The 25,964-nt window shown below is 61.4% G+C and carries 24 protein-coding genes and 1 pseudogene; 19 read left to right on the forward strand and 6 right to left on the reverse strand.

Features of this window, described 5'->3' with window-relative positions:
- Nucleotide 1: 1 nt before the first annotated feature.
- Nucleotides 2-805, reverse strand: a complete 804-nt coding sequence (locus tag IWX85_RS12045) for an alpha/beta fold hydrolase (protein WP_196869887.1) — start codon at nucleotides 803-805, stop codon at nucleotides 2-4.
- Between the two features lie 218 nt (nucleotides 806-1,023).
- Here IWX85_RS12045 and IWX85_RS12050 point away from each other — a divergent pair, with 218 nt between their 5' ends.
- Nucleotides 1,024-2,460, forward strand: coding sequence for a MipA/OmpV family protein (locus IWX85_RS12050; protein ID WP_370584272.1), 1,437 nt, complete (start codon nucleotides 1,024-1,026; stop codon nucleotides 2,458-2,460).
- A 32-nt stretch (nucleotides 2,461-2,492) separates the two neighbouring features.
- Here the strand turns inward: IWX85_RS12050 and mnmA are convergent, their stop codons facing one another.
- The 3 genes from mnmA to IWX85_RS12065 are packed head-to-tail and all read right to left on the reverse strand — an operon-like array spanning nucleotide 2,493 to nucleotide 5,318.
- Entirely contained in the window at nucleotides 2,493-3,707 is a 1,215-nt protein-coding gene (gene mnmA, locus IWX85_RS12055) for a tRNA 2-thiouridine(34) synthase MnmA (RefSeq protein ID WP_051984212.1), read from the reverse strand.
- Between the two features lie 58 nt (nucleotides 3,708-3,765).
- A complete protein-coding gene (locus IWX85_RS12060) occupies nucleotides 3,766-4,275 on the reverse strand; it encodes an NUDIX hydrolase (protein WP_036808214.1) in 510 nt (169 codons plus the stop codon).
- A 35-nt stretch (nucleotides 4,276-4,310) separates the two neighbouring features.
- Nucleotides 4,311-5,318, reverse strand: a complete 1,008-nt coding sequence (locus IWX85_RS12065) for a LysR substrate-binding domain-containing protein (RefSeq protein WP_196869888.1) — start codon at nucleotides 5,316-5,318, stop codon at nucleotides 4,311-4,313.
- A 119-nt stretch (nucleotides 5,319-5,437) separates the two neighbouring features.
- On the opposite strand from IWX85_RS12065, the gene IWX85_RS12070 reads away from it, so the two are divergent.
- From IWX85_RS12070 to IWX85_RS12095, 6 genes are all read left to right on the forward strand, one after another.
- Entirely contained in the window at nucleotides 5,438-6,973 is a 1,536-nt protein-coding gene (locus tag IWX85_RS12070; protein ID WP_196869889.1) for a CoA-acylating methylmalonate-semialdehyde dehydrogenase, read from the forward strand.
- A 235-nt stretch (nucleotides 6,974-7,208) separates the two neighbouring features.
- Entirely contained in the window at nucleotides 7,209-8,324 is a 1,116-nt protein-coding gene (locus IWX85_RS12075) for a Re/Si-specific NAD(P)(+) transhydrogenase subunit alpha (RefSeq protein WP_036808218.1), read from the forward strand.
- Between the two features lie 87 nt (nucleotides 8,325-8,411).
- Nucleotides 8,412-8,744, forward strand: coding sequence for an NAD(P) transhydrogenase subunit alpha (locus IWX85_RS12080; RefSeq protein ID WP_196869890.1), 333 nt, complete (start codon nucleotides 8,412-8,414; stop codon nucleotides 8,742-8,744).
- Nucleotides 8,741-10,165 (forward strand): NAD(P)(+) transhydrogenase (Re/Si-specific) subunit beta, encoded by a 1,425-nt coding sequence (locus IWX85_RS12085; protein ID WP_036808224.1) that lies wholly within the window; start codon nucleotides 8,741-8,743, stop codon nucleotides 10,163-10,165. Before IWX85_RS12080 ends, IWX85_RS12085 begins: the two co-directional genes overlap by 4 nt.
- A gap of 201 nt (nucleotides 10,166-10,366) precedes the next feature.
- Complete coding sequence (locus tag IWX85_RS12090) at nucleotides 10,367-12,055, forward strand: long-chain-fatty-acid--CoA ligase (protein WP_036808227.1); 1,689 nt, start codon at nucleotides 10,367-10,369, stop codon at nucleotides 12,053-12,055.
- A 78-nt stretch (nucleotides 12,056-12,133) separates the two neighbouring features.
- Complete coding sequence (locus IWX85_RS12095; protein WP_196869892.1) at nucleotides 12,134-12,910, forward strand: 5'-methylthioadenosine/adenosylhomocysteine nucleosidase; 777 nt, start codon at nucleotides 12,134-12,136, stop codon at nucleotides 12,908-12,910.
- Nucleotides 12,911-12,971: 61 nt separating this feature from the next.
- Here IWX85_RS12095 and corA read toward each other — a convergent pair whose 3' ends face one another.
- Nucleotides 12,972-13,958, reverse strand: a complete 987-nt coding sequence (gene corA, locus IWX85_RS12100; RefSeq protein WP_029527214.1) for a magnesium/cobalt transporter CorA — start codon at nucleotides 13,956-13,958, stop codon at nucleotides 12,972-12,974.
- 189 nt (nucleotides 13,959-14,147) lie between these two features.
- On the opposite strand from corA, the gene IWX85_RS12105 reads away from it, so the two are divergent.
- From IWX85_RS12105 to hprK, 4 genes are all read left to right on the forward strand, one after another.
- Nucleotides 14,148-14,393, forward strand: a complete 246-nt coding sequence (locus IWX85_RS12105; RefSeq protein WP_196869893.1) for a hypothetical protein — start codon at nucleotides 14,148-14,150, stop codon at nucleotides 14,391-14,393.
- Nucleotides 14,394-14,600: 207 nt separating this feature from the next.
- Complete coding sequence (hpf, locus tag IWX85_RS12110; RefSeq protein WP_036808230.1) at nucleotides 14,601-14,933, forward strand: ribosome hibernation-promoting factor, HPF/YfiA family; 333 nt, start codon at nucleotides 14,601-14,603, stop codon at nucleotides 14,931-14,933.
- A gap of 201 nt (nucleotides 14,934-15,134) precedes the next feature.
- Nucleotides 15,135-15,608 carry a PTS sugar transporter subunit IIA gene (locus tag IWX85_RS12115; RefSeq protein ID WP_196869894.1) on the forward strand — a complete coding sequence of 158 codons (474 nt, stop codon included), beginning with the start codon at nucleotides 15,135-15,137 and terminating at the stop codon, nucleotides 15,606-15,608.
- A gap of 28 nt (nucleotides 15,609-15,636) precedes the next feature.
- Nucleotides 15,637-16,587 (forward strand): HPr(Ser) kinase/phosphatase, encoded by a 951-nt coding sequence (hprK, locus tag IWX85_RS12120; protein ID WP_036808236.1) that lies wholly within the window; start codon nucleotides 15,637-15,639, stop codon nucleotides 16,585-16,587.
- A 166-nt stretch (nucleotides 16,588-16,753) separates the two neighbouring features.
- Here hprK and fur read toward each other — a convergent pair whose 3' ends face one another.
- Complete coding sequence (fur, locus tag IWX85_RS12125) at nucleotides 16,754-17,209, reverse strand: ferric iron uptake transcriptional regulator (RefSeq protein WP_036808239.1); 456 nt, start codon at nucleotides 17,207-17,209, stop codon at nucleotides 16,754-16,756.
- Nucleotides 17,210-17,322: 113 nt separating this feature from the next.
- Here fur and IWX85_RS12130 point away from each other — a divergent pair, with 113 nt between their 5' ends.
- The 8 genes and pseudogenes from IWX85_RS12130 to ccoS all read left to right on the forward strand — a co-directional run bounded on the left by IWX85_RS12130 (nucleotide 17,323) and on the right by ccoS (nucleotide 25,925).
- Entirely contained in the window at nucleotides 17,323-17,907 is a 585-nt protein-coding gene (locus IWX85_RS12130) for an outer membrane protein assembly factor BamE (protein ID WP_036808242.1), read from the forward strand.
- Nucleotides 17,904-18,734 carry a 4-hydroxy-tetrahydrodipicolinate reductase gene (dapB, locus tag IWX85_RS12135; RefSeq protein WP_036808245.1) on the forward strand — a complete coding sequence of 277 codons (831 nt, stop codon included), beginning with the start codon at nucleotides 17,904-17,906 and terminating at the stop codon, nucleotides 18,732-18,734. The genes IWX85_RS12130 and dapB overlap by 4 nt, the downstream gene beginning before the upstream one ends.
- A gap of 7 nt (nucleotides 18,735-18,741) precedes the next feature.
- Nucleotides 18,742-19,389: pseudogene (locus IWX85_RS12140) on the forward strand (MotA/TolQ/ExbB proton channel family protein); the annotation flags it as partial.
- Nucleotides 19,390-19,532: 143 nt separating this feature from the next.
- Complete coding sequence (locus IWX85_RS12145) at nucleotides 19,533-19,979, forward strand: biopolymer transporter ExbD (RefSeq protein ID WP_196869896.1); 447 nt, start codon at nucleotides 19,533-19,535, stop codon at nucleotides 19,977-19,979.
- 91 nt (nucleotides 19,980-20,070) lie between these two features.
- Nucleotides 20,071-22,749 (forward strand): leucine--tRNA ligase, encoded by a 2,679-nt coding sequence (leuS, locus tag IWX85_RS12150; protein ID WP_196869897.1) that lies wholly within the window; start codon nucleotides 20,071-20,073, stop codon nucleotides 22,747-22,749.
- A 38-nt stretch (nucleotides 22,750-22,787) separates the two neighbouring features.
- Nucleotides 22,788-23,306, forward strand: a complete 519-nt coding sequence (gene lptE / locus IWX85_RS12155) for an LPS assembly lipoprotein LptE (protein WP_196869898.1) — start codon at nucleotides 22,788-22,790, stop codon at nucleotides 23,304-23,306.
- A 145-nt stretch (nucleotides 23,307-23,451) separates the two neighbouring features.
- Complete coding sequence (locus IWX85_RS12160; protein WP_196869899.1) at nucleotides 23,452-25,788, forward strand: cation-translocating P-type ATPase; 2,337 nt, start codon at nucleotides 23,452-23,454, stop codon at nucleotides 25,786-25,788.
- Complete coding sequence (gene ccoS, locus IWX85_RS12165; RefSeq protein ID WP_036808255.1) at nucleotides 25,788-25,925, forward strand: cbb3-type cytochrome oxidase assembly protein CcoS; 138 nt, start codon at nucleotides 25,788-25,790, stop codon at nucleotides 25,923-25,925. Before IWX85_RS12160 ends, ccoS begins: the two co-directional genes overlap by 1 nt.
- The last annotated feature ends 39 nt before the right edge of the window (nucleotides 25,926-25,964 follow it).

The raw sequence follows: 25,964 nt of genomic DNA on the forward strand, positions 1-25,964 counted from the left end.
CCTAGGTGAGCATGCGCTCAAGAAATCGCTCAATGGCTGTGGAGCAGGCGGACGGCGTGCTGACGTGCGGGCAGTGGCCGACGTTGTCAATCAGGTCCAGCACGCTGTGCTGCAGCTGCTGCTGCATGTAGTGGCCCACCGTAACAGGCGCGATCAGGTCGTCGCTGCATTGCAGGATCAGCGCGGGCGTGGGTGAAAGGGACAGGGCGGCGCGGTGGTCGGACAGGAAGGTGACCCGGGCAAAATGCTTGGCGATCTCCGGGTCGTTGCGGCAAAAGCTGTTGGTCAGCTCGATGCCCAGTTCCGGCTGGTCCGGCACGCCCATGATGGCTGGCGCCATATTGCTGGACCAGCCCAGGTAGTTGCTGTCCATCGTGTCGAGCAGGTCGTCGATGTCGGCGCGCGTGAAACCGCCGACATAGTCGTTCTGGTTGATGTAGCACGGCGACGGCGCCACCATGATCTGGGCCAAAAAGTGCTCGGGCGCCTCGATGGTGGCCAGCAGGCCTATCATGGTGCTGACCGAGTGGCCGACCAGGATCACCGGGCCGGTGGCGAACTCATCGACGATTTCCAGCAGGTCGGCCGCATAGCCATTCAGCGAACCGTATTTTTGCCGGTCGTAGGCGCTCAGGAGCGAGCCGCCGCTGCCGACCAGATCGAAGGTGACGACCCGGAACCGTTCACTGAAGGCGGGCGCCAGATATCGCCACATGGACTGGTCGCAGCCAAATCCATGGGCAAGCAGCATGGTGACGGGACCATCGCCATAGGCCTGCACGTTGTTTCGACGCTGGATACTCATAGGATTCTGGATAAGGGGAAAAGCCGCCTTCGCGGCAGGTTCATCGCAAGGCCGGGCGCTGCAGGTCCGTCCGGATGGCTGAAGGCCATACTACCATCGTCCGCTGCAGTGCACCATGACCGCTGCGGCCTGCGTTCCCAAGCCGCAGACGTGACAAAATGTCAGCCTGCGCCGCCCCAACCCAACCCAACGTCCATGACGAGAGTGGAGAATTCCCCGTGCCTTCTGACCGATTCCTGATGAAAAGTGCCCGCTTGCTGAAGCAGCGGCTGCAGCAGCTGCTGGGCGCCGGTTTGGCCGCCGCCGGCCTGCTGGCCATGACGCCGGCGCTGGCGCTTGGCGAACTGGAACCGCTGACCAACATTCTGTCGGTGCCCGGCAGTGCGGGACTGGGCGTGGTCACCCACTTCGAGCATTCGGCCTACCGGGATGGCGGTAACCGCTACGACGTCCTGCCGCTTTACCTTTATGAAGGCGAGCGCTTCTTTCTTCATGCCAACCGGGGCGGCGTCAAGTTGCAGGACGCTGGCGACCAGCGCTTTGATCTGTTCATCGAGCAGCGGCTTGAAGGTTTTCCGGCCGACCGCCTGCCAGCCAGCCTGACGGGCATGGCAACGCGCGACTCCGGGATCGATCTGGGCCTGTCATGGCGCTACCGCCAGCCCTGGGGCACGCTGCAGGCCGAACTGCTGCATGACATCGGCGGCTTTTCAAAAGGCAGCGAGTTCCGCCTGGGCTACACCTACGACTGGCGCTCCGGCCCGTGGAGCCTGCGCCCCAGCCTGAGCGTGGCGCTGCGCGATGCCCGTCTGAACAACTATTACTACGGCGTGCGGCCCGGTGAAGCCACGCCCGGCCGCGCCGCCTATTCGCCGGGGGCGGGCCTCAACACCACGCTCGGCCTGTTCGGTTCCTACGACCTGTCGCAGCGCTGGCGCCTGCTGGCCGGCGTGTCGGCCACGCTGCTGGACCGCCAGGTCAGGGACAGCCCCATCGTGCAAAAGCGCGTGCTGCCCGGCGTGTACGTGGGCGCGGCCTACGACTTTGGCGGGCACACGCGTGAAGGGGCGCAGGACGGCTCGCCGACCTGGTTCAAGCTGCTTTACGGCAAGGCCACCGACGACGGCTGCCACCTGCTCAAGATCGTGACCGCGCAATGCCTGTCGGTTGCCAGCGTGAACCCGACCAGCATCACCGGCCTTCAGGTCGGCAAGCCTTTTTTGCAGAACGTGAACGGCTGGCCGCTTGATTTTGTCGGCTATGCCGGCTTGACCAGCCACAACGACCGCGGCCTGCAGGCCAATGGCGTGCAGATCGACCTGTTCATGAAGGCCTTTTATTCCGGCTTTCCGTGGAGCGACCGCGTCAAGACGCGCCTGGGCATGGGCGTGGGCGTTTCGCTGGCTCAGCGCGCGCCGTACATTGAAGCCAGCAGCCAGGCGCAGGCCGGCAAGCCGGTCTCGCGCATGCTCAATTACCTGGACCCGACGATTGATGTCAGCCTGGGTGACCTGGTTGGTTCGCGTGCCTTGAAGGACACCTTCATCGGTGTTGGCGTGTCGCACCGCTCGGGCATCTTTGGCTCGTCGCGCCTGCTGGGCAATGTCAGCGGCGGCTCCAATTACCTTTACACCTATGTCGAGTCGGCGCTATAAAGCGGCAGTATTGCTATATTATTGATAGCTGCTTATGCATGCCCTGCTTGCGCAACTGGCTTGTTTTTCTTAAAAAGTGCAGCGACGGGCTTGCCGCCGGGAAAATTCTGCACATTGCTCGATGCAATCACGCCGCCACCCAGGCAGACTTCGCCCTGGTAGAGCACCGCCGACTGGCCCGGCGTGACCGCCCACTGGGGCTCAAGGAACACCAATTCGCAGCCGCCAGCCGAGGCGCTGGCCACTTCGCAGGCGGCGTCCGCCTGGCGGTAGCGCGTCTTGGCGGCCACTGCGCCCAGGGCCGGTGCGCTGCCCGCCACCCAGCTGCAGTCCTGCGCCTGGAGCACCGTCGATTGCAGCCAGGGATGGTCGTGGCCCTGCACCACCCACAGCGTGTTGCTGTCCATGTCCTTGCGCGCGACGAACCACGGCTCGTGCTCGCCCACACCGCGCTGGCCGCGTGCCTGCGCCGCCTTCAGGTCGGCGCCCCGGGCCTTCACGCCGCCAATGCCCAGGCCCTGGCGCTGGCCCAGCGTGTAAAAGCTCAGGCCGACATGCTCGCCCAGGAGGCGGCCCTGGTCGTTCCTGATTGGTCCCGGCGCTCTGGCGATGTAGCGGTTCAAAAAATCGCGGAACGGCCGCTCGCCGATGAAGCAGATGCCGGTCGAATCCTTTTTCTTCGCGTTCGGCAAACCTATTTCGTCGGCGATGCGCCGCACCTCGGTCTTGTGCAGCTCGCCGACCGGGAACAGCGTTTTGGACAGCTGCGCCTGGTTCAGCCGGTGCAGGAAGTAGCTCTGGTCCTTGGCCGGGTCCAGGCCCTTGAGCAACTCGTGCAGGCCGTTCGCCGGGTTGTGGCGCACGCGTGCATAGTGGCCGGTGGCGATTTTCTCGGCGCCCAGCCGCATCGCGTGGTCCAGGAAGGCCTTGAACTTGATCTCGGCGTTGCACAGGATGTCGGGGTTGGGCGTGCGACCGGCCTGGTATTCGCGCAGGAATTCGGCAAAGACGCGGTCCTTGTAGTCACCAGCAAAGTTGACATGCTCGATTTCGATGCCGATCACGTCGGCCACGGCGGCGGCATCGACAAAGTCGATGTTCGACGAGCAGAATTCGGAGTCGTCGTCATCTTCCCAGTTCTTCATGAAGATGCCGATGACCTCGTGGCCCATTGCTTTGAGCAGGTGCGCGGTCACCGCTGAATCCACGCCGCCACTTAATCCGACCACTATTCGTTGCTTGTGCATGGCAGGATTTTACCGAGTGGGTCGGGTGCGCTGGTAAAACGGGAAGGCCGCCGCGTTTTCATGCCTTTCGGGCGTAAACGCTTTCATCTGCATGGATGATGTCCAGCGGGTAGCGCCGGCCGGCCAGGTAGTCCTCCAGGTTGGTCAGCAGCAGGGGGCTGCGGTGCATGGCGGTGCAGGCCCTGATTTCATCCGCCGTGAGCCACAGTGCGCGCACGATGCCTTTGTCCAGCGCCTGGCCGGCGACATGCTCGCCCAGTTCGCCGCAAAAGGTAAAACGCAGGTAGGTGATGTCCTGCGGCATGGCCTGACCGGGCTGGGAACTGTCGAAACGCGAGAAATAAATGCCCACCAGCGCGGTCGGGGTGAAGTGAAACGCGGTTTCTTCCAGTGTTTCGCGCGTGCAGGCCTGGACCGGGCTTTCGCCGGGGTCCAGGTGGCCTGCCGGGTTGTTGAGTTTCAGGCCATCGCGGGTTTCTTCCTCGACCAGCAAAAATTTCTGAACGCCATCGAAGTCGCGCTCAATAAGCGCTGCAACGGTAACATTCGGTTTCCATCGTTTGTTCATGCGCAGGATTATCCGGGGCATTTTTGACGCCGTGCTTATCCTCCCAATGGGTTTTTCAACATTGCCGCAAAACCACCGGCAAAGCTCTGGCGCAGATGCTCGACCAGGCACTGGACGGCCTTGGGCACCTGCGCCGACCACGGCCGCAAGGCATAGATGCGTTCGCCGAAAAACCCCTGCACCTGCCACTCTGGCAGGACCTGCACCAGCGGCGCCTGGCCCTCTGTGCCCAAGGCTGGGGACAGGCTGAAATCCGGCAGCAGGCCGATGCCCAGGCCAGCCAGCAGGGCATCGCGCAGCACCTCGCTGTTGTTGGCCTTGAGCGAGCCGGCTACCGTCACGCCAACACGCTCGACCTCCGCTCCGGCCATCCTGCCTTTGCCTTTGCCGGTGCCGGTGCCGGTGTCCGGACGCGCAAATGTCCAGCTGCCTGCATGGCTGTCCCGCAGGTACAGCAGGCAGTCGTGCGTGGTCAGCTCCGCCGGATGCGAAGGCGTGCCGCGCCTGGCCAGGTAATGCGGGCTGGCTGCGAGCCAGGAGCGGGTTTCGCACAGCACCCAGGCGACATGGGTTTCGGGCGGCGTGTTGGTGTGCCGGATCGCCAGGTCGAAGCCTTCATTGGCCAGGTTGACGAAACGGTCGGTCAGATCCAGTTCAATCTGGATGTCGGGGAACTGCTGCAGGAACGAGGCAATGCGCGGCGCCAGGTGCTGCCGCCCCAGCGCGACGGGCGCCGTCAGCCGGATCAGCCCGCGCGGCGTGCCAGCCAGGTCGCGGGCGGCGCTGTAGCTTTCGCTGATGCGCCTGAACGCCGGCTGCATGTCGTTGACCAGTTGCTGGCCAGCCTCGGTCAGGCCAACCGAGCGCGTCGTACGGCGCACCAGCAGCACGCCGGCGCTGCGCTCGAGCTCGCTGATGCGCATGCTGGCCGAGGCCTTGGACAGGCCCAGCCGGCGCGCGGTTTCGGTGAAGCTGCGGGTCGCGGCCAGCACGGTCAGCAGATGAAGGTCGGCGACGAGCGGCGCCAGTTGGTCAGAAGACATGGCATGTCACCATTGTTCAAAAATATGAACAATGTAATTGTTTTTCAGGGGGTTATCAAACCGGATGGCGAACCCTAGACTGTGCCTATTCATTCGTTTGTTCATTTCCAAGGATTGCCATGTCTTCATCGCCCGCCGAAAACGTTCCGCACATCACCATTGGCCACCATGTGAACGGCAGTGCTGTCACGCCGGCCGCCGGGCGCAGCCAGGCGGTGTTCAATCCGGCCACCGGCGCGGTGTCTGGCCATGTGGCGCTGGGCAGTTCAGCCGATGTCGATGCCGCTGTCGCCGCCGCGCAAGCGGCCTTTCCGGCCTGGGCAGACATCCCGCCGATTCGCCGCGCCCGGGTCATGTTCAAGTTTCTGGAACTGCTCAATCAGAACAAGGACAAGCTGGCCCACCTGATCACCGCCGAGCATGGCAAGGTGTTCACCGACGCGCAGGGCGAGGTTTCGCGCGGCATCGACATCGTCGAATTTGCCTGCGGCATTCCGCAACTGCTCAAGGGCGACTTCACCGACCAGGTCTCCACCGGCATCGACAACTGGACGCTGCGCCAGCCGCTGGGCGTGGTTGCCGGCATCACGCCGTTCAACTTTCCGGTGATGGTGCCGATGTGGATGTTCCCGGTGGCGATTGCGGCGGGCAACTGCTTCGTGCTCAAGCCCAGCCCGATTGACCCGAGCGCCAGCCTGTTCATGGCCGAACTGCTCAAACGGGCCGGGCTGCCCGACGGCGTGTTCAATGTGGTTCAGGGCGACAAGGAAGCGGTCGACGCGCTGCTGGTGCATCCGGATGTGAAGGCGGTGTCTTTCGTCGGCTCTACGCCGATTGCCAACTACATCTACGAAACCGGCGCGCACCACGGCAAGCGCGTGCAGGCGCTGGGCGGCGCCAAGAACCACATGGTGGTCATGCCCGACGCCGACCTGGAGCAGGCGGTCGATGCGCTGATCGGCGCGGGCTACGGTTCGGCCGGCGAGCGCTGCATGGCGATTTCGGTGGCGGTGCTGGTCGGCAACGTGGCCGAACGGCTGATTCCGATGCTCAAGGCCCGAGCCGAAACACTGGTGATCAAAAACGGCGTGAACCTGGATGCGGAAATGGGTCCGATCGTCACCGGCACGGCGCACCAGCGCATCACCGGCTATATCGACCTGGGCGTGGAAGAGGGCGCTGAACTGCTGGTCGATGGACGGACCTTCACCGGTGCTGATGCGGGCGAGGGCTGCGAGCAGGGTTTCTGGATGGGCGGCACGCTGTTCGACCACGTCACGCCGGACATGCGCATCTACAAGGAAGAAATCTTCGGCCCGGTATTGGGGTGCGTGCGCGTGAAGGATCTGGCCGAAGCGGTGGAGTTGATCAATGCCCACGAGTTTGGCAACGGCGTGAGCTGCTTTACCCGCGACGGCCATGTGGCGCGTGAATTCAGCCGTCGCATCCAGGTCGGCATGGTCGGCATCAATGTGCCGATTCCGGTGCCCATGGCCTGGCATGGCTTTGGCGGCTGGAAGAAAAGCCTGTTTGGCGACATGCATGCTTACGGCGAAGAGGGTGTGCGCTTTTACACCAAGCAGAAATCGATCATGCAGCGCTGGCCTGAAAGCATTGGCAAGGGCGCGGAATTCGTGATGCCAACGGCCAAATAGGCCCGCTGAAAGCCGCTTGCGGCTTGAACGAGTTTTTCACGGAACCCGTCGGTTTGTCACAAGCCAACGGGTTTTTTTTGGCCTAGGTTCATACCTAGGGTTACCCACGCAGAACCGCATTCCTCAGAGCTGACTAAAATTTACAAAAAACTAATGTAAGCTTTACGACAGTTGCAAATCCGCCCAGGTCCTTTCCAAGGGCCTCCGACAAAAAATAAAGCATCGAGGAGAACCCATGATCATTGGGATACCCGGCGAAATCACGGCCGGAGAGACGCGCGTTGCCATCACGCCCGAGACGGCCAAAAAGCTCAAGGCCCAGGGCCACACGGTCCGCATCCAGTCAGGCGCGGGCGTGGCCGCCAGTGTGCCCGATGACGCCTACCGCGCTGTGGGCGCCGAGATCACCGATGCGGCGGGCGCCTATGCTGCGGACATCGTGCTCAAGGTGCGCTGCCCAGAGGACAGTGAAATGGCGCTGGCCAGGGCCGGCGGCGTGGTGGTCGGCATGCTCAACCCTTTTGACGCTGCCGGGCTGCAGCGCCTGGCCGCCGCGCAGCTGACATCCTTTTCGCTCGAAGCAGCCCCACGCACCAGCCGCGCCCAGAGCATGGACGTGCTGTCCAGTCAAGCCAACATCGCCGGCTACAAGGCCGTCATGATGGCGGCCAATGAATACCAGCGCTTCTTCCCGATGCTGATGACCGCCGCCGGCACCGTCAAGGCGGCCCGGGTGGTGATCCTGGGCGTCGGCGTGGCCGGATTGCAGGCGATTGCCACGGCCAAGCGCCTGGGCGCGGTGATCGAGGCCAGCGACGTGCGCCCCAGCGTCAAGGAGCAGGTCGAGTCGCTGGGCGGCAAGTTCATCGACGTGCCCTACGAAACCGACGAGGAGCGTGAAGCCGCCATTGGCGTGGGCGGCTATGCCAAGCCGATGCCGCCGAGCTGGATGGCGCGGCAAAAGATCGAGGTCGCCAAGCGCGTCGCGCAGGCCGACGTGGTGATCACCACTGCCCTGATTCCGGGCCGGGCCGCGCCGGTGCTGGTGACCGAGGAGATGGTCATGGCCATGAAGCCCGGCAGCGTGATCGTTGACCTCGCTGCTGCGCAAGGCGGTAACTGCCCGCTGACCGAGCCGGACAGGACCGTGGTCAAACACGGCGTGACGCTGATGGGCCAGACCAACATCCCGGCGCTGGTGGCGGCCGACGCCAGCGCGCTGTATGCGCGCAACCTGCTCGACTTCCTCAAGCTCATCATCACCAAGGAAGGCGTGCTCCAGGTCGACCTGGAAGACGACATCGTGGCGGCCTGCCTGATGACCCAGGGCGGCGAAGTCAAGCGCAAATAAGCCGGGCAGGGGCAAGCGTCCCCTGCGCCAAGTCAAGGTCGCGCCAAACCGCGCTCCGCAACCCCGTTCAAGCCTTAGGAGAAGACCATGGATGCCGTGTCCCCCACCATCATCAACCTGATCATTTTTGTGCTGGCCATCTACGTGGGCTACCACGTCGTGTGGACCGTCACGCCCGCGCTGCACACGCCGCTGATGGCGGTGACCAACGCGATTTCGGCCATCGTCATCGTTGGCGCCATGCTGGCCGCCGCGCTGACCGAAACCACGCTGGGCCGCACCATGGGTGTGCTGGCTGTGGCGCTGGCGGCGGTCAACGTCTTTGGCGGCTTCCTGGTCACGCGCCGGATGCTGGAGATGTTCCGCAAGAAGGAAAAGAAGAGCGTCGCGGTTGTTGCTGATTCGGGAGCCGCCAAATGAGCATGAACCTTGTCACGCTGCTGTACCTGGTGGCTTCTGTCTTCTTCATCCAGGCGCTCAAGGGTCTGTCGCACCCGACCACCTCGCTGCGCGGCAACCTGTTCGGCATGGTGGGCATGGCCATTGCCATCCTCACGACCGGTGCCTTGATCGTTGAAATTTCGGGCGGCAAAGCCGGCGGCATGGTCTATGTGCTGGGTGCGCTCGTCGTGGGCGGTGCGACCGGCACCCTGATGGCCAAACGCGTCGAGATGACCAAAATGCCCGAGCTGGTGGCCTTCATGCACAGCATGATCGGTCTGGCCGCCGTGTTTATCGCCGTGGCGGCCGTGGCCGAGCCTTATGCCTTCAACATCGTCGCCAAGGGCCTGCCGATTCCGGCGGGCAACCGGCTCGAATTGTTCCTCGGCGCGGCGATTGGCGCAATCACCTTCAGTGGCTCGGTGATTGCCTTCGGCAAGCTCAGCGGCAAATACAAGTTCCGCCTGTTCCAGGGCGCGCCGGTGTCGTTTCCGGGCCAGCACAAGATCAACCTTGTCCTTGGCCTGATCACTGTCGCGCTGGGCATCACGTTCATGCTGACCGGTAACTGGGTAGCCTTCTTTGCCATGCTGGCACTGTCTTTTGTCATGGGCGTGCTCATCATCATTCCGATCGGCGGCGCTGACATGCCGGTGGTGGTGTCAATGCTCAACAGCTATTCGGGCTGGGCGGCGGCGGGCATCGGCTTTTCGCTGAACAACTCCATGCTGATCATTGCCGGCTCGCTGGTCGGTTCGTCCGGCGCCATCCTGTCGTACATCATGTGCAAGGCGATGAACCGCTCGTTTTTCAACGTGATCCTGGGCGGATTTGGCGGCGAAACCGCGACGGCTGCCACCGGCGCCAAGGAGCAGCGGCCGGTCAAGTCGGGCTCTGCCGACGATGCGGCTTTCATCCTGGGCAATGCCGAAACCGTCATCATCGTGCCGGGCTACGGTCTGGCGGTGGCGCGCGCGCAGCACTCGGTCAAGGAACTGGCGCAAAAGCTGACAGACAAAGGCATTACCGTCAAATATGCGATTCACCCGGTGGCCGGCCGCATGCCCGGCCACATGAACGTGCTGCTGGCCGAGGCCGAGGTGCCTTATGACCAGGTGTTCGAGATGGAAGATATCAATGCCGAGTTCGGCCAGGCCGATGTCGCCATCATCCTGGGTGCCAACGACGTGGTGAACCCGGCCGCGCATGTCAAGGGCAGCGCCATCTATGGCATGCCGATCCTGGAGGCCTACAAGGCCAAGACCGTCATCGTCAACAAGCGTTCGATGGCGGCGGGCTATGCCGGCCTGGACAACGAGTTGTTCTATATGGACAAGACCATGATGGTGTTTGGCGATGCCAAGAAAATCATCGAGGACATGGGCAAGGCCATCGAGTAAGTACGCTCCCGCGCCAGCGTGCTTTGCGCCGCACGCCATCAGCGATGGTCAAAAGGCTCGATTAAAGAGTCAAATCTTCCGAATAACCTTGTTTGCTAGGGAAAACCTAATATTCACAGGACTGGCTTTCCCTGAAAATTACTGTAAGCAGCAAGTAAGTAAAAAACAATGGTACTGGAGGCAAGGAAGATGAGTGCAGTGATGAAACCCAACGAAGTTGAACGCCCGTGGCTCAAGGCTTATCCGGCAGGTGTTCCAGCCGATGTCGACGCCTCGCAATATCCCTCGCTGGTGGTCTTGATGGAGGAAAGCTTCAAGACGCACAAGGACCGGGTTGCCTACAGCTTCATGGGCAAGGAAATTACTTTCGGCCAGACCAACAACCTGTCGCTGGCGTTCGGCGCCTATCTGCAGGGTCTGGGCCTGCTACGTGGCGACCGTGTGGCCATCATGATGCCCAACGTGCCGCAGTATCCGGTAGCGGTGGCGGCCATCCTGCGCGCCGGTTACGTCGTGGTCAATGTGAATCCGCTTTACACGCCGCGTGAACTGGAGCACCAGCTCAAGGATTCAGGTGCCAAGGCCATCGTGATCGTCGAGAACTTCGCCAGCACGCTGGAGCAGTGCCTGGCCAACACGCCGGTCAAGCATGTCGTGCTGTGTTCCATGGGCGACCAGTTGGGCCTGCTCAAGGGAACGCTGGTCAACTATGTGGTGCGCAGCGTCAAGAAAATGGTGCCACCGTTCAACCTGCCGGGTGCCGTGCGCTTTAACGATGCCCTGGCGCAAGGCACGCGCGGCGTGCTAAAGCGGCCGGACATCAAGCCCGACGACATCGCCGTGCTTCAGTACACCGGCGGTACCACCGGCGTTTCCAAGGGAGCCGTGCTGTTGCACCGCAACGTGATTGCCAATGTGCTGCAGTCCGAAGCATGGAACGGCCCGGCCATGGCCAGCCTGGGCGCTGGAGAGCAGCCCGTCTATGTCTGCGCGCTGCCGCTCTACCATATCTTCGCCTTTACGGTCAACATGATGCTGGGCATGCGAACCGGCGGAAAAAATATTCTGATCCCCAACCCCCGTGATCTGCCGGCCGTGCTCAAGGAGCTTGCCAAGCACAAGGTCAACAGTTTTCCGGCTGTCAACACCTTGTTTAACGGGCTGGCCAACCATCCGGATTTCAATACCGTCGACTGGTCGCACCTGAAAATATCGCTGGGCGGCGGCATGGCGGTGCAAAGCGCGGTGGCCAAGCTGTGGTTGCAAAAAACCGGCTGCCCGATTTGCGAAGGCTATGGCCTGTCGGAAACCTCGCCATCGGCCAGTTGCAATCCGACCAACAGCAAAACCTTCACCGGCACGATCGGCGTGCCAATTCCGGGTACCTGGTTCAAGCTTCTGGACGATGATGGCCATGAGGTGGCGCCAGGCCAGCCTGGCGAGATCGCCATCAAGGGGCCGCAGGTCATGGCAGGCTACTGGCAGCGGCCTGACGAAACCGACAAGGTCATGACGCCCGATGGCTATTTCAAGTCGGGCGACATTGGCATCATTGACGAAAATGGTTTTTTCAAGATCATTGACCGCAAGAAGGACATGGTGCTGGTCAGCGGCTTCAATGTGTATCCGAACGAAATTGAAGAAATCGTTTCCACCATGAACGGTGTGATGGAGTGCGCCTGCGTCGGCGTGATTGACGAAAAATCGGGTGAAGCCGTCAAGTTGGTGATCGTGAAGAAAAATCCCGACTTGACCGAAGCGGATGTGCGCGCTTTCTGCAAGGAAAATCTCACCGGCTACAAGCAGCCGAGGGTGGTCGAGTTCCGCACCGAATTGCCCAAAACGCCAGTTGGCAAGATCCTGCGCCGCGAATTACGCGACAAGCGCTAAACCCCCAAGTCCCTGAAACTTGTCACCAGGCTCCAGCTCGACCGTATGCGGCAGTGATTTTCCTGGAAATTCGACTGCATGCCACTGACCTCTGACCACGCCTTAAGCCCGATTGCCATCCTCAGTGCCTTGCCGCAGGAGCAGCGTGGCCTCATGGAGTTGCTGCGGCGGCCGCGCAAGGTCATCCATGCCAGTCGAGACTTTTGGCTGGGAGACTTGCATGGCCAGCCCGTGGTGTTGGGGTTGTCAAAGATTGGCAAGGTAGCCGCCGCCACCACGACGACAGCGCTGATCGAGCGTTTTGGCGTGCGCCGCATTGTGTTTACCGGCGTCGCAGGCGGACTGGGCCATGGTGTGAAAGTGGGCGACGTGGTGGTGGCAACGGATTTTGTTCAGCACGACCTGGATGCCTCCCCGCTGTTTCCCCGCTATGAAGTGCCGCTGTATGGCAAAACCAGGTTTCACTGTGACACGGCCTTGAGCGCGCTGCTGTTTGAGGCGAGTTGTGGCGCGCTGGCCCACGAAAGTTTGGTGTTGCAAGGTTTTGAAGGGGCTTGCGTTCACCAGGGCCTGATTGCCAGCGGTGACCGTTTTGTTTCGGGTGCTGACGAATCGAACCTGCTGCGCGATTTGATGGCGAGCGCGGGTCATGAGATCTTGGCTGTAGAGATGGAAGGAGCAGCCGTAGCCCAAGTCTGCATGGACTACGGCGTGCCGTTTGCCGTGATGCGCACCGTCTCAGACCGGGCAGATGACAGCGCCCATGTCGATTTTCCGGCCTTCGTCGATGCCGTAGCCAGTCGCTATGCCCACATCATCATTGAACGTTTTCTGAAATTGCTATCAAAAATATAGCTGAATATGCCCGTATCAATTGCTCAAAGAGCTTATTTGATGCCCGATGGGAGGCAAAGGTTCACTGCAGCCAGCCGCGTTTCCTGAAATACCACATGGGGACCACGGCGCTGGCAATCATCAGTCCCAGCGCATACGGATACCCCAGCGCCCAATCCAGTTCCGGCATCATCTTGAAGTTCATGCCGTAGACGCTGGCAATCAGCGTGGGCGGCAGCAGCGCGACGCTGGCCACGGAAAAGATCTTGATGATCTTGTTCTGGTTGATATTGATGAAGCCAACCGTCGCATCCATCAAGAAGTTGATCTTGTCGAACAGAAAAGCGGTGTGCGAGTCCAGTGAGTCGATGTCGCGCAGAATCTGGCGCGCTTCCTCGAACTGCTCGGCATTGAGCATCTTGCTGCGCATCATGAAGCTGACGGCGCGCCGCGTGTCCATCACATTGCGCCGGATGCGACCACTCAAATCTTCATGGCGGGCAATCGCGCCCAGCACCTCGCCGGCCATCACGTCGGTGACATCGCCTGAAAGCACCTTGGTGCTCACTTTTTCAAGGTCGACGTAAATGCCTTCCAGCGTGTCCGCCGAATACTCGGCATCGGCATCGAACAGTTTGAGCAGCACTTCCTTGGCATCTTCAATCAGACCGGGCGCACGGCGTGCACGCATCCGCAATAGCCTGAACACCGGCACATCCTCATCATGAATCGAAAACAGCACGCCCTTGCTTTTCAGGTCGTCATTCACCAGGTTGAGGATGAAGGCGACCCGCACCGTGCGAGGCTCGTCCTCGTCGGCAATCAAAAAGTCCGAACGGATGTGCAACTCGCCGTTGTCTTCCTCGTAAAAACGGGCAGATTCCTCGATGTCCTCGTCCATCGCGTCCTCGGGAATCGACAGGCCGTAGTATTGCTTGATCCATCTTTTCTCTTCAAGCGTGGGAGACTCCAAGTCCACCCAGATGGGCTGGAATCGGGAAAGTTCTTCCAGTGATTCGATTTCTTCCTGGAAAAGCCGGCCATTGGCGAGCGTAAAAATATTGAGCATGACAGACGGCTTATTCAGTGGGCATGTACCTGCTCAGGGCGTCATTCAGCCTTGTCACAGGAGCGGGTTGGGGTGAAGGCTTGGCTTTCAACCCGCTTCGCTGCCTTATCTGGCGTCAGTTTGCGGTGTTGAAAGCGGCCGACTGGGACTGCTTTCCAAGGATGTCTCCGTAGCCAATAAGCCGCGATTATGGCATTGCAAGTACCATTTATCTACCGCAGAAATGCCAGTTTGATAGTCTGTGATGAGAGCGAAAAGCTTCTGGCTGAAAATGTTGGCGCCATGACAAAAAGCAAAATACCCAATCAAAATGGTTTGGGACGTTTTTGGTTGACAAAGATTTTCAGCAGCAATTCAAGTAGAAAAAATTTTTTACAAAACAAATATTTTGTAACTCTGAAATTATTGATAAATTTTTTTTCGCCTGGACGTTAGCAACAAATTAAAGCCTGTTTTTCAATTTTGCGAGCATTTGATATGCGGGCGTGGTTAGGGAGGTACCTTTTTCATGAGTCCCTTCACTTGCAATTGATGGTTTGGAAAGGCATAGTGAAGTCAGGAGAGTGTTTCGCAAGCCGCTTTCACTGACGCGTTTGGCGGCGTTTTTCAACCAGTTCCAACTTCTGGAATAGGAGTCTCTGCATGAACTTGACGATTAGTGGTCACCACCTTGAGGTCACCCCAGCGCTTCGCAGCTATGTGATGAGCAAACTTGATCGCATTACCCGACATTTTGACCAGGTGGTTGATGTCAGGGTGATACTGGCAGTGGACAACATGACGGAAAAGGAAAAACGCCAAAGGGCGGAGTGCAATGTGCATGTCAAGGGTCGTGATCTTTTCGCCGAAAGCTCTCACGCTGACTTGTACGCGGCTGTTGATGAACTGGCCGATAAACTCGACCGGCAGGTCGGCCGTTACAAGGCCAAGGCGCAAGACCATGGGCACGCTTGCGCAAAACGTTCAGAAACCTGAATCAGGCATTGGCCCATGGGCTTGGCCTTGGCGTTCTCAACGCTCTCCGGGTGAATCTTTCATTTGAAAAACGTGAATGAACCGACACTGAGTTGCCAAGGTCCTGCATGAAAAACCTGTTTGTCATGGCAAACAGGTTTTTTTGTCTATTTTTCAACCATTCCGCTGTAAAGTGCATAATTCGCCGATTAAAAGAGCGTTATGAACCGTCTTTCGCAAATTCTGTCCCCTCCCCAAGTCCTGGTACGCGTCGAGGCGACCAGCAAGAAGCGCGCGTTTGAAGAAGCCGGGCTGCTGTTCGAAAATCTCCATGGTCTGAACCGTGCGCTCATCACTGACAGCCTTTTTGCCCGTGAACGGCTGGGCTCTACCGGGCTAGGTCACGGAGTAGCCATTCCGCATGGCCGAATCAAGGGGCTAAAAACTCCGATGGCTGCGATTTTCCAGCTTCAAACGCCCATCGGGTTTGATGCACCGGATGAGATGGCAGTCAACCTGCTGGTTTTTTTGCTGGTTCCCGAAGCGGCAACACAAAAGCATCTCGAAATACTGTCTGAAATTGCCGAACTGCTGAGTGACAGCAATCTGCGCGAGCTACTCAAGACCAGCGTCAATGCTGCAGACCTGCACCAACTGATTGCGTCTTGGCAATCCGCCCACGAAGTCAGCCCATGATATTTCGGTTTTTTCGAACCAGGTTGGCATGAAGCCCACCGTCGTCAGCGCGGATGTCCTGTTCGAAGACCACCGTACCACCCTGAAATGGGAATGGGTCGCTGGCCTGGGGGCTTCTGAACGGCGTTTTGACGAAGTGGCGGTCAGCCAGGCGCGCTCCGGCGCCGACCTGGTCGGCTATCTCAATTACATCCATCCCTATCGCGTTCAGATACTGGGTGAGCGCGAAGTGGCCTATCTCGCGCATGCGAGCCTCGAGGATGGCGCCCGCCGGATTTCACGCATCATCACGCTGGAGCCTCCGGTGCTGGTGGTGGCTGACGGCCAGACCGCGCCCGACACGCTGCTGTCGATGTGCGAACGCGCTCAGTTGCCGATGTTTTCCACGCCCGAGTCGGCCGCTTTTGTGATCGATGTGCTCCGCGCCTACCTTTCCCGGCATTTTGCCGAGCGTACCTCAATGCATGGCGTGTTCATGGACATCCTGGGTATGGGCGTGATGATCACCGGCGAGTCGGGACTGGGCAAAAGCGAACTGGGGCTGGAACTGATCTCGCGGGGCCATGGCTTGGTAGCTGATGACGCCATTGATCTGTTCCGGATCAACCAGACCGCCATTGAAGGGCGATGCCCTGACCTGCTGCAAAATCTGCTGGAAGTGCGTGGCATCGGCTTGCTCGATATCAAGGCGATTTTTGGCGAAACGGCGGTACGTCGCAAGATGCGCCTGAAAATGATTGTTCACCTGGTGCGCCGCGAAACGCTGGAGCGCGACTACGAACGCATCCCGTATGAGCCTTTGACGCAAGATGTGCTGGGCGTGCCAGTGCGCAAGGTCATCATCCAGGTGGAAGCAGGTCGCAATATTGCTGTTCTGGTCGAGGCCGCTGTTCGCAATGCCATCCTGCAATTGCGCGGCATCAATACCTACCAGGAATTTGTCGAACGCCATCGTCGGGCGATGGAACAGGATGATTAGGCGCCCACGCCTCCGCTGCGTGTGGTTATCTGCCTGCTGGGGAGGTTGTCCCGCCCGTAGCCTGGACAGGCCGGTTCAGTGGCGGGAACTTTCACAAGCAAAGAGCAGGCGTGTCCGCACTTGACTTTTTTTGTCTTGAGACGGCAAAGCAGGCTGGGACTGAAAATCAGGAATGGTGATGGTGCCGCACTGGCGCCACTGAACGGTTGGGGCAGTCGGGCTTGGTGCAGTTGGCATAAATCGACAGTGAATGGTCGGCAATGGCAAAGCCCTTGAGTTCAGCCACTGCGTGCTGCCGCCTCTCGATCTCGGCATCGTAGAACTCCTCGACCCTGCCGCAGTCAAGGCAGACCAGGTGGTCGTGGTGCTGGCCTTCATTGATCTCATACACCGCTTTGCCCGATTCGAAATTGCTGCGGTTGAGCAGTCCGGCCTGCTCGAACTGCATCAGCACCCGGTACACCGTGGCCAGCCCGATGTCCGAGCGTTCTTCGAGCAGCACCCTGAAAACATCTTCTGCCGTCATGTGGCGTTGCTTGCCGCCCTGGAAAATTTCAAGTATTTTCAGTCGCGGCAGGGTAGCCTTCAGGCCGGTGCTTTTCAGCTCGTCAATGTTGCTCATGGGAGTCTCTCTTGCATCTTTTCGGGAAAGGGACGGCGTCCCGGACGGCCTGAAAACAGGTCTGAAAGCACCCAGCCGCTACAATGTTTGATCATATCGCTACACCTTCCACTATGTCCGCCCTGCCTGCAAATCATCATTACAGCATTCAAAAAATCCTTATTGCCGTGGCTTGCGGGTTGCTGGCATCGTGCAGCAGCGGCTCCATGAGCAGCAGCTCGATCAACCCGGTCAACTGGATCACGCCCTACAAGGTTGACGTCATCCAGGGAAATTTTGTTTCCCGCGAGCAGGTGGAGCAACTGCAGGCCGGCATGACACGCGACCAGGTCAAGGCCGTGCTCGGCACGCCCCTGCTGACCAGCCTGTTCCATGCCGACCGGTGGGATTACGTGTTCACGCTCAAGCGCCAGGGCGTCGAGCCCCAGTCGTTCAAGTACACCGTCTTCTTCAAGGGCGACCAGCTTGAACGCTTTGCCGGCGACAGCATGCCCAGCGAAGCCGAGTTCATCTCCACACTGAGCAACAAGCGGGTGCTGGGCAAGGTGCCTGTGCTGCAAGCCACCGAAGAGCAACTCAAGGCGGCGGAAAAGTCATCGGTTTCCAGAGCCAGTCCAGGCGTCCGGGCCGATGCCGCCAATGTGCCGGCCGGTCCATCGACCACGGTTTACCCGCCGCTGGAAAGCCCCAGGCAATGAGCGCGGGTTCCCTGGAGCACGACCGCCCGCACAGGATCGCCGTCGCCGGTGCCAGCGGCCGCATGGGCCACATGCTGATCGAGGCGGTGAATGCCAGCACCGACTGCCTGCTGACCGGCGCTCTGGATGTGGTCTCCAGTCCCGCCGTCGGCCAGGACGCCTGCGGGTTCTCCGGCGGTTCCAGCGGCATCCTGATTCACTCGGACCTGCGCGCAGGCCTGAAGGATTCACGGGTGCTGATTGATTTCACGCGGCCTGAAGGCACGCTTGCCCACCTGGCCGTTTGCCGTGAACTCGGCATCAAGCTGGTCATTGGCACCACCGGCTTTTCAGACGCCCAGAAGGCAGAAATACGGGACGCCGCCCGGGACATCGCGATTGTCATGGCGCCCAACATGAGCGTCGGCGTCAATGTCACCCTCAAGTTGCTGGAGATGGCGGCGAAGGCGCTGTCCACTGGCTATGACATTGAAATCATCGAAGCGCACCACCGCCACAAGGTCGATGCGCCTTCGGGCACTGCGCTCAAGATGGGCGAGGTGATTGCCGGTGCGCTGGGGCGCGACCTCAAGGACTGCGCCGTCTATGCGCGCGAAGGCGTCACCGGCGAGCGCGACCCGTCGAGCATCGGTTTTGCCACCATCCGCGGCGGCGACATCGTGGGCGACCACACGGTGCTGTTTGCCGGCATCGGCGAGCGCATCGAAATCAGCCACAAGTCCTCCAGCCGCGCCACCTATGCCCAGGGCAGCCTGCGCGCCGCGCGCTTCCTGGACAGTCAGGCGACCGGCCTGTTTGACATGTTCGATGTGCTCAACCTGAAGTGATGCCGGCATGAGTCTGCTGGCACTTATTGCGCAAGGCGGCTTCATCAGTCAGGCGGTCGCGGCGCTGCTGCTGGCCATGTCGGTTGCCAGCTGGGTGGTCATCTTGTGGAAAGGCTGGCTGCTGCGCCGCGCCACGGGCGACGTGGCACGCAGCACGGCGGCTTTCTGGCAGTCGATGTCGGTTGAAGCGGCCTGCGACAAGGTCGCCGTGTTTGACCGCGAGTCCCTGGTGCTGCCGCTGATTGCTGCGACGCAAGCCCAGGCGCATGGAACCTTGGCTGCTGCGGGCGACACGTCGGCGCAACTGACGCGTTTGTTGCGCGATGCCCTGCATGCGGTGTTGCACAAGCTGCAGTTTGGCCAGGTTCTGCTGGCCACGGTCGGTTCCACGGCGCCTTTTGTCGGGCTGCTGGGAACGGTCTGGGGGATTTACCATGCGCTGACCGGGATGGCCGTGGCAGGCCAGGTCACCATCGACAAGGTTTCCGGTCCGGTGGGCGAGGCCCTCATCATGACGGCTGCCGGCCTGGCGGTGGCAATCCCGGCGGTGCTGGCCTACAACGTGTTCGGCCGAAGCATCGGCCGCATCGAGGCCGACCTGGAAGGATTCGCTTTTGATTTGCGCGGACTGTTGGCTCCCGTATTTGTCGCGGCGCGCACTGCACTGCCCCCCGAAGGGGTCACCCCGCCTGCGGCCTGGCAAAGCCAGTTCCACGGCCGTAACCTGGACGGGCAGGACCAGGACGCTGATCGTTTTGAGACATCCCGCGATGCGCACGGCACGCCGGACAAAACGCCATGAATTTTGGCCGGCTCGAACGAACGCCTGCTTCGCCGCCGATGAGCGACATCAACGTCACGCCGCTGGTGGACGTGATGCTGGTGCTGGTGGTCATCTTCATCATCACCGCGCCCTTGCTGGCCAGTGCCATCCGGCTCGACCTGCCCAAAACCGACGCGGCAAAAGCACTGGAAACGCCCCGGTTTGTCACGCTGGTCGTCGACAAGAGCGGCCAGGCTTTCCTGAACGACCAGGCGCAGACGCTCGACGAACTGGCACGCCAGTTGGCGCAAACCGCCCGCCAGCATCCCGACACCGAAGTGCAACTGCGCGCTGACGAAGCCGTGCCCTACGGCAAGGTGGTCGAGGTCATGGGCGTGGCGCAAAAGGCCGGGCTCAGCCGCATCGGCTTTGTCGCCGAACCGGCGCCGCCTGCCAACCTGCCTGCGCCTTCCGGCGGTTAGCCGGTGACATCCAACCCCTAAAATCACGTGTCCGCAGCCCAGGCTGCCCGCCCCGGGCCAGGGGTTTCTTTTTTCGGTAGTCAGACTTTTCATGCAAGACAAATACAACCACCTCGACGTCGAACGCAATGCGCAAACCCACTGGAATGCCGCTGATGCCTATCGCGTGACCGAGGACGCGAGCCGCCAGAAATACTATGCCTGCTCGATGCTGCCTTACCCCAGCGGCAAGCTGCACATGGGCCATGTGCGCAACTACACCATCAACGACATGCTGAGCCGCTACCTGCGCATGAAAGGCTACAACGTGCTGATGCCGATGGGCTGGGACGCCTTTGGCCTGCCGGCCGAAAACGCCGCGCTGAAAAACGGCGTGCCGCCGGCCAAGTGGACTTACGACAACATCGCCTACATGAAAAAGCAGATGCAGGCGATGGGGCTGGCCGTTGACTGGAGCCGCGAAATCGCCACCTGCGACCCCAGCTATTACAAGTGGAACCAGTGGTTGTTCCTGAAAATGCTGGAAAAGGGCATTGCCTACCGCAAGACGCAGGTCGTGAACTGGGATCCGGTGGACCAGACGGTGCTGGCCAATGAGCAGGTCATTGACGGCAAGGGCTGGCGTACGGGGGCTACGGTCGAAAAGCGCGAAATTCCGGGCTATTACCTGAAGATCACCGACTACGCCGAAGAACTGCTCGACAGCGTGCAGCACAAGCTGCCGGGCTGGCCCGAGCGCGTCAAGCTGATGCAGGAGAACTGGATCGGCAAGAGCGAAGGCGTGCGCTTTGCGTTCACCCACGACATTCAGGATGCGTCGGGCGCGCTGGTTGGCGATGGCCGGATGTATGTCTTCACGACCCGCGCCGACACCATCATGGGCGTGACCTTCTGCGCCGTGGCGCCCGAGCATCCGCTGGCGCTGCATGCGGCAGCCACCAATCCCGCCCTTGCCGCGTTCATTGCGCAATGCCAGGCCGGTGGTACGACCGAAGCGGAACTGGCCACGCAGGAGAAAAAAGGCCAGCGTACCGGCCTGCTCGTCACGCATCCGCTGACCGGCAAACAGGTCGAGGTCTGGGTCGGCAACTATGTGCTGATGAGCTACGGCGACGGCGCGGTCATGGGCGTTCCGGCGCATGACGAGCGGGATTTTGAGTTTGCCAAAAAGTATGACCTGCCGATCAAGCAGGTGACCGGTGTTCAAGGCAAGGCCTACAGCCTGGAAGCCTGGGCCGACTGGTATGGCGACAAGCAGCAAGGCGTGGCCATCAACTCCGGTCCCTACGATGGCCTGGCCTTCAAGGCCGCCGTCGATGCCGTCGCCGCCGACCTGGCCGCCAAAGGCCTGGGCGAGAAAAAAACCACCTGGCGGCTGCGCGACTGGGGCGTCAGCCGCCAGCGCTATTGGGGCACGCCGATTCCCATCATCCATTGCGACGAGCACGGCGCGGTGCCGGTGCCGGAGCAGGACCTGCCGGTGGTGCTGCCGCTGGACTGCGTGCCCGATGGCTCGGGCAACCCGTTGCACAAGCATGAAGGCTTTCATGCCGGCGTGACCTGTCCTGTGTGCGGCAAGCCAGCCCGCCGCGAGACCGACACCATGGATACGTTCGTGGACAGTTCGTGGTATTTCATGCGCTATTGCGACCCGAAGAACAGCGAGGCGATGGTGGCAGGCGGCGCCGACTACTGGATGCCGATGGACCAGTACATCGGCGGCATCGAGCATGCGATCCTGCACCTGCTGTATGCGCGCTTCTGGACCAAAGTGATGCGCGACCTGGGGCTGGTCAAGGTTGACGAGCCTTTTACCAAGCTGCTGACGCAGGGCATGGTGCTCAACCACATCTATTCGCGCCGCTCGGGCAAGGGCGGCAAGGAATACTTCTGGCCGCACGATGTCGAGCATGTGCTGGACGACACTGGCAAGATCACCGGCGCGCGGCTCAAGAACGCCGTGGAAAACGGCGGAATTCTGCTGCCGGCAGGAACGTTGATCGACTACGAAGGTGTGGGCACCATGTCCAAGTCCAAGAGCAACGGCGTCGATCCGCAGGACATCATTGAAAAGTTCGGTGCCGACACCGCGCGCCTGTACACCATGTTCACCGCGCCACCCGAAGCCACGCTGGAGTGGAACGACGCCGGGGTGGAGGGTTCCTACCGCTTCCTGCGCCGCATCTGGAATTTCGGTACCAAGCTTGATGCTATGAATTCAGGAGCTGTTGATGCAAGTGCAGCATGCGCGAAAGGCATTTTTGACAAAGAAACCAAGGCGCTGAGGCTGGAAGTGCATGCCTTGCTCAAGCAGGTGGACTACGACTACCAGCGGATGCAGTACAACACGGTCGTCTCGGGCGGCATGAAGCTGCTCAACGCGCTGGAAGACTTCAAGGGTGAAGTGTCCCCGGCCTCCGTGGGCGCCTTGCGCGAAGGGTTCGGCATCCTGCTGCGCTGCCTGTATCCGGCCACCCCGCACCTGGCGCACACGCTGTGGGCCGAACTGGGCTATGCCAAAAAAGACGGCGACTTGCTGGACGCGCCGTGGCCCGAAGTGGACGCCAGCGCACTGCAGCAGGACGAAATCGAACTGGTGCTGCAGATCAACGGCAAGCTGCGCGGCTCGGTCACGGTGCCGGCTGGCGCCGGCAAGTCCGAGATCGAGGCGGCGGCGCTGGCTTCGGACGCCTTTGTCCGACAGGCGGCTGGCGCGCCCGCCCGGAAAGTCATCGTCGTGCCGGGCCGCCTGGTCAACATCGTCGTTTGAGACGCAGCGTTTCCGTCAACATTCATCAAGGCCAACCCATGCAGCGACGCGCTTTTCTGGTTTTTGCAGCTTCCGCCGCCTCGCTGACGCTGGTCAGCTTGAACGGCTGCGGTTTTGCGTTGCGCAAGGCGCCGAATTTTGCGTTCTCGACGCTGTACAGCGGCCTGCCGGAGTCGTCCCCGCTGGGCGTGCAACTCAGGCGCTCGCTGGAAGCCACCGGCAAAGTCAGGGTGATCACCGATGCACGCCGAATCAGCGAGGCGCAGGTGATGCTTGAAGTCCTGCAGGACCGGCGTGAAAAGGTGGTGCTCAGCCTGAACTCGTCGGGCCAGGTCCGCGAGTTCCAGTTGCGGCTGCTGTTCTCATTCCGCTTGCGGACCCTGGCGGGTCGGGAGCTGATTCCGGCAAGTGAAATTGCCCTGCAGCGCGACATCAGCTTCAACGAGTCGGCCGTGCTGGCGAAAGAGGCCGAGGAAGCGCTGCTTTACCGCGACATGCAGAGCGATGTCGTCCAGCAGGTCATGCGCCGGCTGGCAGCAGTGACCAGCCTGGAGTAAGCCAGCAAGGGCTGCTGGCCATGCCATGGCGGGGCCTGGTCAGGCCCGTCGCTATTCGCTGAATGCGGGCCAGCCTTCGTGCTGATTGCTCTGAAGTCGATCTAAGTCAATACATCGCGATTTAAAGTCGCTAAGCTGGTGGACCATGCAAACGGCCAGCTTGTCACCCCTTTCCCTGCCTTCGTCCAATGTAGCGGATGAACTGCCCGCTTCAACAGCCAGTGGCACACCGCTGGCCATGCTGGATGAGCCTGACGAATGGTCGGCCTTCAGCCGCCCGCTGGCCGGGCAACCTTCGTGCTGGGAGTCCAGCGTGGTGTTTGAAGGCATGCACTGCGCCGCCTGCGCCCTCACGATCGAAGACACCCTGCGCAAGGTGCCGGGCGTGCTGTCGGCCGACATCAGCGCTGCCAGCCACCGCGGCCGCATTGTCTGGTCCGACACCCGCACCAGCCCATCAGGCTGGATGCAGGCTGCTGCCCGGGCCGGTTACCCGGCCGTGCCGGCCAGCGACGCCTTCGCCAACGACCGCCGGCGCGTCGAAACCCGCCAGGCGCTGTGGCGGCTGGGCGTGGCCGGCCTGTGCATGATGCAGGTGATGATGTACGCCTGGCCAGCCTACGTGGCCGAGGCGGGCGACCTGGCGCCTGACATGGCGCAGCTGCTGCGCTGGGCTTCGTGGGTGCTGTCCTTGCCGGTGCTGCTGTTTTCCTGCGCGCCCTTTTTCCGCAATGCGCTGCGTGACCTGCGCCACCGCCGCATCAGCATGGACCTGCCGGTGGCGCTGGGCATGGGCATCACCTTTGCAGTCAGTTCCATGGGCACGTTCGAGCCCGGCGGGATTTTTGGCGCCGAGGTGTATTTCGACTCGTTCACCATGTTTGTCTTTTTCCTGCTGACCGGTCGCTGGCTGGAGCTGCGCCTGCGCGACCGAACCGCAGGCGCGCTGGAAGCGCTCATGAACCGCCTGCCCGACAGCGTCGAGCGGCGCGGCGCTGACGGGGTCTTCGAGCGCGTGGCCGTTCGGCGGCTCAGCGCAGGCGACGTGATCCGGGTATTGCCGGGCGAGGCTTTTCCGGCGGATGGCGTCATTCTGGAAGGCCGCACACTGGCCGACGAGTCGCTGCTGACCGGTGAATCGCGGCCTTTGCCACGCGACAAGGGTGGGTTCGTGATCGCCGGCAGCCACAACCTTGCGGCACCGGTGGTCGTGAAGGTCGAGCTCACCGGCGGCCAGACGCGGTTTGCGCAAATCGTCGCGCTCATGGAAAGCGCTTCGACCTCCAAGCCGCAACTGGCGCAGCTGGCTGACCGTATCGCCAAGCCCTTTCTTTTGTTGGTGCTGGTGGCCGCAGGCGGGGCAGGCGCCTATTGGTGGCCACATGACCCGGGCCATGCGCTGATGGTGGCGGTGGCGGTCCTGATCGTCACCTGCCCCTGCGCGCTGTCGCTGGCCACGCCAGCCGCCATGCTCGCCAGCGCCGGTTCGCTGGCGCGCAGCGGCGTGCTGGTCCGGCGTTTGCAGGCACTCGAAGCACTGGCCGCCGTGGATGCGGTGGTATTCGACAAAACCGGCACCCTGACCCGCGACGCGTTCGCGCTTGGAGAAGTTCATACGCGCCAGGGCATTTCCGGGGCAGAAGCCCTGGCCATGGCGGCGGCGCTGGCGAAGCATTCCTTGCACCCGGTATCGCGCGCGTTGTCATTGGCAGGGCAGGGTGGCGTGGCGCTCGGGGCGTGGATGGTGCAGGATGCCCGCGAAACTGCCGGGCAGGGTGTGTCAGGGCGTCTTTGCCGTGGTGACACGGCAGCATCCGCTGTCACGGCACGCCTGGGTTCGGCCCGGTTTTGCGACGTGGACGCGCCTGTCACGACCGCCCTGCACGCCTGCCTGAGCGACGACAAGGGATGGGTCGCCACCTTTGAACTGCAGGAAGACCTGCGTCCCGACGCCTATGCCACGGTGGCGGCGCTGACAGCCCAAGGCGTCAAGGTTTACCTGTTGTCGGGCGACTTGCCGGAATCTGCAGCCCGCGTAGCCCGGCAAGCGGGCATCGACAACAGCCAGGGAGGCTGCACGCCGCAGGACAAGCTCGTCTTTCTGCGCCACCTGCAGTCGCAGGGCCACCATGTCGCCATGGTGGGCGACGGACTGAACGACGGTCCGGTTCTGGCCGGCGCCCATGTGTCGTTTGCCTTCGGCCAGGCGGTGCCTCTGGCGCAAGCCCAATCCGATCTGGTGGTACTGGGGGACCGTCTGGGCACGGTGGCCCAGACCTTGGCGCAGGCGCGGCGCACCTTGGGCATTGTTCGCCAGAATCTGTGGTGGGCAGCCGTCTACAACGCCGTCTGCGTGCCACTGGCCGTGGCTGGCTGGCTGCCCGCATGGCTGGCGGGAATGGGCATGGCACTCAGCTCGCTGCTGGTCGTGCTGAACGCCCTGCGGCTGTCCTCAGCCACCGCACCTCTGGAAAGCCTTTGATGGACATCCTTTATTTACTCATCCCCTTGTCGGTCATCCTGGTTTTTTTTATCCTGGGCGGGCTGGCCTGGGCGATTTACCGAGGCCAGTTTGAAGACATCGATGCCGAAGGCGAGCGCATTCTTCGAGATGATTGACGCAGGTCAACCTCAAATTCGTTACATCGCGATAACCTT

The organism is Polaromonas sp. CG_9.11 (genome assembly GCF_015752225.1).
In the GTDB taxonomy this organism is placed as follows: domain Bacteria; phylum Pseudomonadota; class Gammaproteobacteria; order Burkholderiales; family Burkholderiaceae_C; genus Polaromonas.

Bases quoted from the DNA above. Each gene is read 5' to 3' on its own strand.
- IWX85_RS12045 (WP_196869887.1), bottom strand. From the start codon at position 805: ATGAGTATCCAGCGTCGAAACAACGTGCAGGCCTATGGCGATGGTCCC.
- IWX85_RS12145 (WP_196869896.1), top strand. From the start codon at position 19,533: ATGAATTTTGGCCGGCTCGAACGAACGCCTGCTTCGCCGCCGATGAGC.
- hpf (WP_036808230.1), top strand. From the start codon at position 14,601: ATGAACTTGACGATTAGTGGTCACCACCTTGAGGTCACCCCAGCGCTT.
- IWX85_RS12060 (WP_036808214.1), bottom strand. From the start codon at position 4,275: ATGAACAAACGATGGAAACCGAATGTTACCGTTGCAGCGCTTATTGAG.
- IWX85_RS12160 (WP_196869899.1), top strand. From the start codon at position 23,452: ATGCAAACGGCCAGCTTGTCACCCCTTTCCCTGCCTTCGTCCAATGTA.
- mnmA (WP_051984212.1), bottom strand. From the start codon at position 3,707: ATGCACAAGCAACGAATAGTGGTCGGATTAAGTGGCGGCGTGGATTCA.
- IWX85_RS12115 (WP_196869894.1), top strand. From the start codon at position 15,135: ATGAACCGTCTTTCGCAAATTCTGTCCCCTCCCCAAGTCCTGGTACGC.
- IWX85_RS12130 (WP_036808242.1), top strand. From the start codon at position 17,323: ATGTCCGCCCTGCCTGCAAATCATCATTACAGCATTCAAAAAATCCTT.
- IWX85_RS12105 (WP_196869893.1), top strand. From the start codon at position 14,148: ATGGCATTGCAAGTACCATTTATCTACCGCAGAAATGCCAGTTTGATA.
- IWX85_RS12070 (WP_196869889.1), top strand. From the start codon at position 5,438: ATGTCTTCATCGCCCGCCGAAAACGTTCCGCACATCACCATTGGCCAC.
- IWX85_RS12095 (WP_196869892.1), top strand. From the start codon at position 12,134: ATGCCACTGACCTCTGACCACGCCTTAAGCCCGATTGCCATCCTCAGT.
- ccoS (WP_036808255.1), top strand. From the start codon at position 25,788: ATGGACATCCTTTATTTACTCATCCCCTTGTCGGTCATCCTGGTTTTT.
- lptE (WP_196869898.1), top strand. From the start codon at position 22,788: ATGCAGCGACGCGCTTTTCTGGTTTTTGCAGCTTCCGCCGCCTCGCTG.
- IWX85_RS12090 (WP_036808227.1), top strand. From the start codon at position 10,367: ATGAAACCCAACGAAGTTGAACGCCCGTGGCTCAAGGCTTATCCGGCA.
- IWX85_RS12065 (WP_196869888.1), bottom strand. From the start codon at position 5,318: ATGTCTTCTGACCAACTGGCGCCGCTCGTCGCCGACCTTCATCTGCTG.
- leuS (WP_196869897.1), top strand. From the start codon at position 20,071: ATGCAAGACAAATACAACCACCTCGACGTCGAACGCAATGCGCAAACC.
- corA (WP_029527214.1), bottom strand. From the start codon at position 13,958: ATGCTCAATATTTTTACGCTCGCCAATGGCCGGCTTTTCCAGGAAGAA.
- IWX85_RS12085 (WP_036808224.1), top strand. From the start codon at position 8,741: ATGAGCATGAACCTTGTCACGCTGCTGTACCTGGTGGCTTCTGTCTTC.
- fur (WP_036808239.1), bottom strand. From the start codon at position 17,209: ATGAGCAACATTGACGAGCTGAAAAGCACCGGCCTGAAGGCTACCCTG.
- dapB (WP_036808245.1), top strand. From the start codon at position 17,904: ATGAGCGCGGGTTCCCTGGAGCACGACCGCCCGCACAGGATCGCCGTC.
- IWX85_RS12075 (WP_036808218.1), top strand. From the start codon at position 7,209: ATGATCATTGGGATACCCGGCGAAATCACGGCCGGAGAGACGCGCGTT.
- IWX85_RS12080 (WP_196869890.1), top strand. From the start codon at position 8,412: ATGGATGCCGTGTCCCCCACCATCATCAACCTGATCATTTTTGTGCTG.
- hprK (WP_036808236.1), top strand. From the start codon at position 15,637: ATGAAGCCCACCGTCGTCAGCGCGGATGTCCTGTTCGAAGACCACCGT.